This is a genomic window from Streptomyces sp. SID5464, from assembly GCF_009862985.1.
GTDB lineage: Bacteria > Actinomycetota > Actinomycetes > Streptomycetales > Streptomycetaceae > Streptomyces > Streptomyces chartreusis_D.
In genome coordinates this window covers 37,539-46,940 of record NZ_WWIQ01000010.1, presented here as the reverse complement: position 1 = coordinate 46,940, position 9,402 = coordinate 37,539, and the positions used below count along the sequence as shown (strand labels likewise).

Genomic DNA, 9,402 nt, shown 5'->3' with positions numbered 1-9,402 from the left:
GGGTGGGCGCAGCGGCACCCCGCTCCGCCGGACTGCGCACCCACCCGGCCTCAGCACCGACGCCGAGTACCTGTGACGCCGTCGGTCACTCGGCCCGCTCCTCGTCCCCGGGCACGACACCCGGCGGCGGGGGAGCCACAGGCCGCAGCTTCAGCCACACCAGGAAGAACACCCCCAGCGCGAGCATCCCCAACCCGGTCCACAGGTTGATGTTCACACCCTCCGCCTTGTCGATGTCGGCATCGGACGCCGTGAACCCCGCGATCGTGACGATGACCCCGTAGACCACGAACAACCCACCGATGATCCGCCGGATGTCGAACAACCGCGCAGCCGTCGCCGACTTGCCCTGCAACTCGGTGACTTCCCGCTGCACGTCCTTCTCGGAGTAGAACTCGGACATGTTCCCTCAAACTCCCGGATCAGAAAGCGGTCAGAACGAGAACGGGATGTAGCAGGCCGCGGCCAGCACGACCGCGCCCCACCCCAGCAGCGCCGGCTTGCGATACCAGGCCTCGTCCCCGGGCGCGGGCGGCTCCGCCATGCCGGGCGAGGTCGTGCCGTAGACGAGCCCCTGGAGTTCCCCGACCGGCTTCGGCGCGGTGAAGAGCGACACCGCCACCATGACGACCGCGCCCGCGACGAACCCCGCGATCGCCGAGACGAAGTTGGCCCCCTGGTCGGAGGGGATGTCGATGATGCCCTGCTTGTAGATGACGAAGTAGTTGACCATCGCGGCGGTGGTGCCCGCGACGAGCCCCCAGAAGCCCGACTTCATGGACGCCCGCTTCCAGAACATGCCGATGATGAAGACGACGAACATCGGCACGTTGAAGAAGGAGAACAGCGTCTGGAGGTAGCTCATGATGTTGGAGAAGGACGACGCCAGGAACGCCGTGCCGATGGAGGCCAGGACACCGATCGCGGTGATCAGGCGGCCGAAGCGCACGTAGTACGCGTCCTCCCGCCCCTTCACCACGTACTTCGCCCAGATGTCCGTCGTGAACACCGTGTTGAACGACGACACGTTGGCCGCCATGCCCGCCATGAACGCCGCGAGGAGGCCGGTCACGGCGATGCCCAGCACGCCGTTGGGCAGCAACTGCTCCATCAGGTAAGGGATCGCGTCGTTGTACTGGAGGTCGGAGCCGGACGTGCCGATCTTCGGGACCAGCACCGCGGCGACCAGACCCGGGATCATCACCAGGAAGACGATGAAGATCTTCGGGAACGCGGCGATGAGTGGTGTGCGCTGGGCCGCCGAGAGGTTCTTCGCGGACAGGGCGCGCTGCACCTCGGCGAAGTTCGTCGTCCAGTAGCCGAAAGAGAGCACGAAGCCCAGGCCCAGGACGATCGTCAGCCAGTTGGCGCCCAGCGGGTTGGCACTGCCGATGCCCGTGCCGCCCCAGGAGGTCATGAAGTCGGCGCCGTGGGACCGGGTGAGGGAGTCGGACAGGCCGTCCCAGCCTCCGACGCTCTTCAGGCCGAGCACCGTGATGGGGATGAGCGCGGCGAGGATCACGAAGAACTGGAGGACCTCGTTGTAGATGGCCGAGGAGAGGCCGCCGAGGGTGATGTAGGCGAGTACGAAGAAGCCGGCGACCACGATGGCCACCCACTCCGGCCAGCCCAGCAGCGCCTCGACGACGATGGCCAGGGCGTAGAGGTTGACGCCCGCGATGAGGATGGCGGCGCAGGCGAAGAGGCCCGAGCTGAGCAGGTGCGCGGCCCTGTCGAAGCGCAGCAGCAGGAACTCCGGGACCGAGCGGACCTTGGAGCCGTAGTAGAAGGGCATCATCACCAGGCCGAGGAAGACCATGGCCGGGATGGCGCCGATCCAGTACCAGTGCGTGGTGTAGACGCCGTACTGGGCGCTGTTGGCGGCCATGCCGAGGATCTCGGTGGCGCCCAGGTTGGCGGCGATGAACGCGAGGCCGGTGACCCAGGCGGGCAGGGAACGGCCGGAGAGGAAGAAGTCGAGACTGGTCTTCACCGAGCGGCGGGCGGCGAAGCCGATGCCGAGGACGACGGCGAAGTAGATGCCGAGGATCGTGTAGTCGAGCCAGTTCGTGGGGAGTCGCAGCTCGGCTGCCAGGTAGGTGGGGGGATGCATGAGCCCTCGCTTCGTTGCGCGAACCGATACCTCGCGGAATCTACGCCTCCGCCTTCAGATATTGAACACGTCCGTTGATGCTCTTTGTTTGATTGTGATGTTGACGAATGTGGTGAGTTGTGTTTTGGTATGTTGGGTTATGTTTGAAGGATGAGGAGTCCGGCGTGAAGAAGACCTCGACCCGGCTGGCCGACGGTCGCGAGCTCATCTACTACGACCTGCGTGACGACAGCGTGCGGGACGCGGCCGACCGCCGCCCGCTGGACCGCACCGTCACCACGTCCGAGATCCGCCGCGACCCCCTGCTCGGCGACTCCGTCGCCATCGCCTCGCACCGCCAGGGCCGCACCTACCATCCGCCGGCCGACGAGTGTCCCCTGTGCCCCTCCGAGGGCGACCGGCTGAGCGAGATCCCGGACTCGTCGTACGACGTCGTCGTGTTCGAGAACCGGTTCCCCTCGCTGGCCGGCGACTCCGGCCGGTGCGAGGTCGTCTGCTTCACGTCCGACCACAACGCGTCCTTCGCGAGCCTCAGCGAGGAGCAGGCCGGCCTGGTGCTGGAGGCGTGGACGGACCGTACGTCGGAGCTGTCCCATCTCCCCTCCGTCGAGCAGGTGTTCTGCTTCGAGAACCGGGGTGCCGAGATCGGCGTGACCCTCCAGCACCCGCACGGACAGATCTACGCCTACCCCTTCACCACCCCGCGCACCGCCCTGATGCTCCGCTCCGTCGCGGCCCACAAGGAGATGACGGGCGGGGAGAACCTCTTCGACGCCGTCCTGGAGCGTGAACTCGCCGAGGAACGGATCGTCCTGGAGGGCGACCACTGGGTGGCCTTCGTGCCGTACGCGGCGCACTGGCCGTACGAGGTCCACCTGTACCCCAAGCGCCGCGTGCCCGACCTGCTCGGGCTGGACGAGGCGGCGCGCACAGAGTTCCCCAAGATTTATCTGGAACTCTTGAGGCGCTTCGACCGGATCTTCGGTGAGGGCGAGCCTCCGACCCCGTACATCGCGGCCTGGCACCAGGCCCCGTTCGGCGCGCTGGAGGAGTTCGACGGGGTCGTGCGGGAGGATTTCGCGCTTCACCTCGAGCTTTTCACCATCCGCCGCACTTCCGGCAAGTTGAAGTTCCTCGCGGGTTCCGAGTCCGGTATGAACGTCTTCATCAATGACGTGCCGCCGGAGCGCGCGGCCGAGCGACTGCGAGAGGTAGCGAGTTCATGAGCGGCAAGTACCTGGTGACAGGCGGCGCGGGTTTCGTCGGCAGCGTGGTCGCCCAGCACCTGCTGGAAGCCGGTCACGAGGTCGTCGTCCTCGACAACCTCTCCACGGGCTTCCGCGAGGGCGTCCCGGCGGGTGCCTCCTTCGTGGAGGGCGACATCCGCGACGCCGCCAAGTGGCTGGACTCCTCCTTCGACGGCGTCCTGCACTTCGCCGCGTTCTCGCAGGTCGGCGAGTCGGTCGTGAAGCCGGAGAAGTACTGGGACAACAACGTCGGCGGCACCATGGCCCTGCTCGCGGCGATGCGCGAGGCGGGCGTCCGCAAGCTCGTCTTCTCCTCGACGGCGGCGACGTACGGCGAGCCGGAGCAGGTCCCGATCGTCGAGTCGGCGCCCACCGCCCCGACCAACCCGTACGGCGCCACGAAGCTCGCGGTGGACCACATGATCAGCGGTGAGGCGGCCGCCCACGGCCTGGGCGCGGTCTCGCTGCGCTACTTCAACGTGGCCGGGGCGTACGGCGAGTACGGCGAGCGCCACGACCCCGAGTCCCACCTGATCCCGCTCGTCCTCCAGGTCGCGCAGGGCAGGCGCGACGCGATCTCCGTCTTCGGCGACGACTACCCGACGCCGGACGGCACCTGCGTGCGCGACTACATCCACGTCGCGGACCTGGCCGAGGCCCACCTGCTGGCGCTGGGCGCCGCCGCCTCCGGCGAGCACCTGATCTGCAACCTCGGCAACGGCAACGGCTTCTCCGTCCGCGAGGTCATCGAGACGGTCCGCCGGGTGACCGGCCACCCGATCCCGGAAGTGGTCGCCCCCCGCCGGGGCGGCGATCCGGCGGTCCTGGTGGCATCGGCCGCCACGGCGCGCGAGAAGCTGGGCTGGAAGCCGTCCCGAGCGGACCTCGACGGAATCGTCGCGGACGCCTGGGACTTCGCGCAGCGGCGCGACAACTAGTACGGAACGAAGGGTCAGGGGTCAGGGATGAGCGAGGCTGTTGCCGACGAGGCCGCCGGAGCGGTCGCCGAGCGGTTCACGGAGCTGTACGGCGCCGAGCCGCACGGAGTCTGGGCGGCACCGGGCCGCGTCAACCTCATCGGTGAGCACACCGACTACAACGACGGCTTCGTCATGCCGTTCGCCCTGCCGCACACGGCGGTGGCGGCGGTCTCCCGCCGTGCGGACGGCGTGCTCCGCCTCCACTCGGCGGACGTCGAGGGCGGGGTGAGCGAACTCCGCCTGGACGACCTGTCCCCCGAGTCGGACAAGAACTGGACGGCGTACCCGGCGGGCGTGGTGTGGGCCCTGCGCGAGGCCGGCCACGCGGTGACCGGCGCGGACATCCACCTGTCCTCCACGGTCCCCTCGGGCGCGGGCCTGTCGTCGTCGGCGGCGCTGGAAGTGGTCGTGGCACTGGCCCTGAACGACCTGTACGCGCTGGACCTGCGGGGCTGGCAGCTGGCCCGCCTGTGCCAGCGCGCGGAGAACGTCTACGTGGGCGCCCCGGTCGGCATCATGGACCAGACCGCGTCGGCGTGCTGCGAGGCGGGCCACGCCCTCTTCCTCGACACCCGCGACCTCTCCCAGCGCCAGATCCCCTTCGACCTGGCGGCCGAGGGCATGCGCCTCCTCGTCGTCGACACGCAGGTCAAGCACTCCCACAGCGAGGGCGAGTACGGCAAGCGCCGCGCGGGCTGCGAGAAGGGCGCGGCGCTGCTCGGCGTCGACGCCCTGCGGGACGTGCCGTACGCGGAACTGGACGAGGCCCTGGCCCGCCTCGGCGACGAGGACGAGGTCCGCCGCCTGGTCCGCCACATCGTCACGGAGAACGAGCGCGTCGAGCGGGTGGTGTCCTTGCTGGAGTCGGGCGAGACCCGGGCGATCGGCCCGGTCCTGGCCGAGGGCCACGCCTCCCTCCGGGACGACTTCCGCATCTCCTGCCCCGAACTGGACCTGGTCGTCGACACGGCCCTCACCTCCGGCGCCCTGGGTGCCCGCATGACCGGCGGCGGCTTCGGCGGCTCGGCGATCGTCCTCGCCGAGGAGACCGACGTGGACGCGCTCACCAAGGCGATCCAGGAGGCCTTCGCCACGGCGGGCTTCACCGCACCGCGCGTCTTCGAGGCAGTGCCGTCAGCCGGGGCGCGCCGCCTGCGCTGACAGCCCGAGCGGGCGCCCTGTCCTCCACGAGGAAGGGCGCCCGCCCGCTTCTCCGCTACGTCAGCGGTTGACGGCCTGGTACTCCTGGACCGCCACCTCGGTGGTGGTGGCGAACGTGCCGCTGGGCAGGTCGCCGCCGGTGCCGCCGGCGCCTTCCCAGCTGATGTCCCAGGTGAGGGTCGCCTCGAGGCCGTAGGAGCCGTCCCCCGAGGACCGCAGGTACCGCACCCCGCACGGCGGCGTCAGCTCCGCCTTGCCCCTGGCGTACGGCTCTCCGATCGACCCGTCGTCGTTGATCACGCACTCGCCGGACGCCGGAAGGCTCTCCGCGTCCTCCGTCCCAGGGTCGAGGTGCAGGCTCACCGGCTTGGCGGTCGTGGTCGCCCACAGCCCCGTACCGGGCAGACTCGCCGTGACGGAGACGGGCTTGAAGGTGCCCTTGTCCAGCCAGACCCAGGTGGGGGCGTTCACCGTCGACTTGCCGTTCGGCGCGAGGGAGACCCTGGTCGGCGGCACGACGGTCCGCTGGTGCGCAAGCCCGGCGAGCGTCTCGGTGTCGATGGCCTGGGGCACGCCGGGGTTCTCGCCGTTGTCCACCCAGAAGGGCTTGCGCTTGCAGTCGTTGGCGGCAGGGTCATCCTTCATCTTCGGATTCGTGACGGCCACCCACCACATGCCCTCGTCGTTCTTGTCGACGTTGAAGTCCTTGTATGGGTGGCCTCCCTTGTAACGCGCCTTGTCGTCCGCGATGCCCACGGGATCGCCGCCGACAGACTCGTACATCGACCAGTTGGCCTCGGTGTAGGTCTTGAAGTCCTTTGCCTTCCAGTAGGGCTCGTACCAGCAGGCCGGTGGCTCCCAGTCCACGGCGTTGGACGTGATCGGGCCGCCGTCCTTCGACGGGGCTGCGCCCTTGACATTGAAGGTGATGCGCGACTGCAGCACCCGACCTGAGGAGTCACCGGACGCCTCGACATCTCGGGATCCGTTGCTGCCGATTCCTCCGGCGACAGCTGTGTCGACCCCAAGGAGGAACAGCGCGGAGGTGAGAGCCGCGAGCACCACGCGTCGTGTCACGGCTGGCACCTCTTGGCACCCCGGTCCTCGTGGAGGCTCCAGATCTGCCAGACGCCCTGCTTGTTCTTCTTGACGCCGGTGTTGTAGTAGACGTAGCTGTCGGGCGAGGTCTTGACCACGTTCACCTTGTTGGTCTTGAGGTCCTTGACGTTTGCCTTGCTCTCGTCCGCGCAGTACGTCACTGCCGCTGACGTTTTATCGAACACCGTCACCTGACGATCGAAGTAGCGCAGCGTGCCGGCCCAGCTGGTCTTCCTGGCGATGTTGTCCTTCGCGTAGTTGTAGACGCCAACCAGCGCGCTGTCCGTGTAGTAGAAACCCATGCCGGACTTCTTCAGGTCGCCGTACGCCATCGCCTGATCCACACTGTTGATGGCCCGTTCGTTGTCGGCGAGGATGGTGTCCTTCTGGGGGTCTCCGGTCTGCCTGTCCTCGAAGACGTTCCTCATGTCATCCGGCAGCTTGATCTCCGGCCGGTCGATCCCGTCCGCCGACGCGGAGATCGACGGCGAAGCCGATGGCGAATCGGCCGGATCCGCACCGGCGATCTTGTCGGACGACGCCCCGTCACCTCCCCCCGAATCGCAGGCGGTCAGCAGCAGGGCCGCGGATGCGGTGAGCGCGGCTGTCACGAGCCGAGCAGGGCGGTTCACTGTGTGCTCCCGTTGATGTGGGGGGACAACTCAAGCGAAGCAACGCTATCGGTGGGTCGAACAGCGACGGCGACGAGGTCGTCAGCCCAGCCGCTTCGTCAGCGTGTACTCCGTGATGCCCGGCGGATAGTCCGGCACCACGCACACCACCTCGTACCCCTGCTTCTCGTAGAAGCGAGGGGCCTGGAAGTCCCATGTCTCCAGGCGGGCCGCCCGGCAGCCGCGTTCGCGGGAGGCGATGCGTTCCGCCTCCCACAGGAGCCGGGCGCCCAGCCCCGCGCCGCGGTGGCGTTCGTCGACCCAGAGGTATGTGACGTGGAGCCAGGTCGCCCAGGTGTAGCCGACGAGGCCGCCCGCCAGGCCGTCGTCCGTGTCGTTCACAGCCCACACGTGCAACGGGACGTCCCTTTCGTCCGGCGTTCCGCGCAGGGCGCGCAGTACCGGAGAGGCGGCCGTGTTCGTTTCCCGCAGGCGTGTACGGAGCAGATCACGTCGGGCCTTGTCGACTTCTGTCTCAAGACGGAACATGCGGCACACCATAAACGCGCAGGACAGTCAGTTCTGCAAATAACCTTCCGCTCCGGGCCCCCGGCCGTACTCTGATGAACAGCACCGGTGGGGGCCGGTGCCGATCAGGGGGCGAGACAGCCGGGTACGACACCCGGGGTGGGGGTAGCGGTTTCTGCGCGGCGGCGGCCGTGCGGCTGGCGGCGACCCGGCCAGGCTGCTGTGAGGACGGACGGACAGATGCAGCAGATCCGGGCACCCCGGTGTCGTACCCGTGCGGTTCGTCTTCCGACGATGGGGTATCCCCTGCTCTTCAGGAGCCTGGGGAAGGGGGTTACGTGGTTCGCATCCGAGTCCTGGTCGTCGACGACCATCGCATCTTCGCCGAGTCACTCGCGGCGGCCCTGGCCGCCGAGCCCGATGTCGAGGTCTCCGCGGCCGGCAGCGGCCCTGCCGCGCTGCGCAGCCTGGAGCGGGCGGTCGCCGAGGGGCGGCGGTTCGACGTGCTGCTCGTCGACGCCGATCTGGGCGGCAAGGTGCCGGGCGCTCGCCCGGCCGTACCCGTGCAGGAGGGCAACGAGGACGGGCTCGTCGACGGGATCTCCCTCGTCACGGGCGTGCGGTCCGCGCAGCCGAACGTACGGATCGTCGTGCTCGCCGAGAAGGACGACCCGCGCCGGGCCGCGCTGGCCCTCCAGGCCGGGGCCTCCGGGTGGGTCGCCAAGGACTGCTCGCTGTCCCGGCTGCTCACCGTCATCCGAGGCGTGCTGCGGGACGAGACGCATCTGCCGCCGGCCCTGCTGACCGGCGTGCTGCGGGAACTGACGGCCGCGCGCAAGCACCGCACCGAGAGCGAGCGGCTCGTCGAGTCCCTCACTCCGCGTGAGCGGGAAGTGCTGCGGTGCATGGTGGCGGGGCTGGGGCGCAAGGCCGTCGCCGAGCGCCTCTATCTGTCGCCGCACACGGTGCGTACGCACATGCAGAACGTGCTGGGCAAGCTCGGCGTGCATTCCACGCTCGCCGCCGTCGCCCTCGCCCGGCGGGCCGGAGTCGGGCCCGCCGACCTAGCCGGGGATGTTGTCGAACGGGGCGGTCAGCTGGCGTAGAAGCCCCGCCAGTTCGCCCCGCTGGGCGCGGGTGAGCTCCGCGAGGATCGCGCGCTCCTGGTCCAGCAGACCCGCCAGGGCCTGGTCCGCGCGGTCCCGGCCCTCAGCCGTCAGCCGGACCAGGACGCCTCGGCGGTCGCTGGGGTCGGGGAGGCGCTCCACGAGGCCCTTCTTCGCCAGGCGGTCGATGCGGTTCGTCATCGTGCCCGAGGTGACCAGGGTCTGGGTGAGGAGCTGCCCCGGCGAGAGCTGGTACGGCGTGCCCGCCCGGCGCAGCGCCGTCAGGACGTCGAACTCCCACGGCTCCAGGCCGTGCTCGGAGAAGGCCAGCCGGCGTGCCCGGTCCAGATGCCGGGCCAGTCTGCTCACGCGGCTGAGCACCTCGAGCGGTTCGACGTCGAGGTCCGGGCGCTCCCGGCGCCATGCTGCGACCAGCCGGTCGACCTCGTCCTCCATGGCGATCAGTGTAGTGGTTGTGTCGACGTAGAGTCTCTTGACATCCATTTTCTTGACGTCGAGATAAATTCAGTGTCACGCTGTGTGTGCGCCCCGTACGTC

At 68.9% G+C, this 9,402-nt stretch carries 10 protein-coding genes; 4 read left to right on the top strand and 6 right to left on the bottom strand.

Going from position 1 to position 9,402, the window contains the following annotated elements; translation table 11 throughout:
- Nucleotides 1-85: 85 nt before the first annotated feature.
- Both GTY47_RS10210 and GTY47_RS10205 read right to left on the bottom strand, forming a co-directional pair.
- Entirely contained in the window at nucleotides 86-403 is a 318-nt protein-coding gene (locus GTY47_RS10210; protein ID WP_010035240.1) for a hypothetical protein, read from the bottom strand.
- Between the two features lie 30 nt (nucleotides 404-433).
- Nucleotides 434-2,113 carry a sodium:solute symporter family protein gene (locus GTY47_RS10205; RefSeq protein ID WP_010035238.1) on the bottom strand — a complete coding sequence of 560 codons (1,680 nt, stop codon included), beginning with the start codon at nucleotides 2,111-2,113 and terminating at the stop codon, nucleotides 434-436.
- A 164-nt stretch (nucleotides 2,114-2,277) separates the two neighbouring features.
- Here GTY47_RS10205 and galT point away from each other — a divergent pair, with 164 nt between their 5' ends.
- The 3 genes from galT to galK are packed head-to-tail and all read left to right on the top strand — an operon-like array spanning nucleotide 2,278 to nucleotide 5,501.
- Nucleotides 2,278-3,339 carry a galactose-1-phosphate uridylyltransferase gene (gene galT, locus GTY47_RS10200; protein WP_010035236.1) on the top strand — a complete coding sequence of 354 codons (1,062 nt, stop codon included), beginning with the start codon at nucleotides 2,278-2,280 and terminating at the stop codon, nucleotides 3,337-3,339.
- Nucleotides 3,336-4,298 carry a UDP-glucose 4-epimerase GalE gene (gene galE, locus GTY47_RS10195; RefSeq protein WP_010035234.1) on the top strand — a complete coding sequence of 321 codons (963 nt, stop codon included), beginning with the start codon at nucleotides 3,336-3,338 and terminating at the stop codon, nucleotides 4,296-4,298. Before galT ends, galE begins: the two co-directional genes overlap by 4 nt.
- Nucleotides 4,299-4,325: 27 nt before the next feature.
- Complete coding sequence (gene galK / locus GTY47_RS10190) at nucleotides 4,326-5,501, top strand: galactokinase (RefSeq protein WP_010035232.1); 1,176 nt, start codon at nucleotides 4,326-4,328, stop codon at nucleotides 5,499-5,501.
- Nucleotides 5,502-5,561: 60 nt separating this feature from the next.
- On the opposite strand, the gene GTY47_RS10185 is transcribed toward galK, so the two are convergent.
- From GTY47_RS10185 to GTY47_RS10175, 3 genes are all read right to left on the bottom strand, one after another.
- On the bottom strand, nucleotides 5,562-6,578 hold the full coding sequence (locus tag GTY47_RS10185) for a hypothetical protein (protein WP_029180847.1): 1,017 nt from the start codon (nucleotides 6,576-6,578) through the stop codon (nucleotides 5,562-5,564).
- Nucleotides 6,575-7,231 carry a hypothetical protein gene (locus GTY47_RS10180; RefSeq protein WP_029180846.1) on the bottom strand — a complete coding sequence of 219 codons (657 nt, stop codon included), beginning with the start codon at nucleotides 7,229-7,231 and terminating at the stop codon, nucleotides 6,575-6,577. The genes GTY47_RS10185 and GTY47_RS10180 overlap by 4 nt, the downstream gene beginning before the upstream one ends.
- Nucleotides 7,232-7,312: 81 nt before the next feature.
- The gene (locus GTY47_RS10175) at nucleotides 7,313-7,771 is read right to left on the bottom strand and encodes a GNAT family N-acetyltransferase (RefSeq protein ID WP_029180845.1); all 459 of its coding nucleotides are present in this window, start codon (nucleotides 7,769-7,771) and stop codon (nucleotides 7,313-7,315) included.
- Nucleotides 7,772-8,076: 305 nt separating this feature from the next.
- On the opposite strand from GTY47_RS10175, the gene GTY47_RS10170 reads away from it, so the two are divergent.
- On the top strand, nucleotides 8,077-8,844 hold the full coding sequence (locus GTY47_RS10170; protein WP_010035222.1) for a response regulator transcription factor: 768 nt from the start codon (nucleotides 8,077-8,079) through the stop codon (nucleotides 8,842-8,844).
- Here the strand turns inward: GTY47_RS10170 and tamR are convergent.
- A complete protein-coding gene (gene tamR, locus GTY47_RS10165) occupies nucleotides 8,803-9,300 on the bottom strand; it encodes a MarR family transcriptional regulator TamR (RefSeq protein ID WP_010035221.1) in 498 nt (165 codons plus the stop codon). The two genes, GTY47_RS10170 and tamR, sit on opposite strands and share 42 nt — an antisense overlap.
- Nucleotides 9,301-9,402 lie beyond the last annotated feature (102 nt).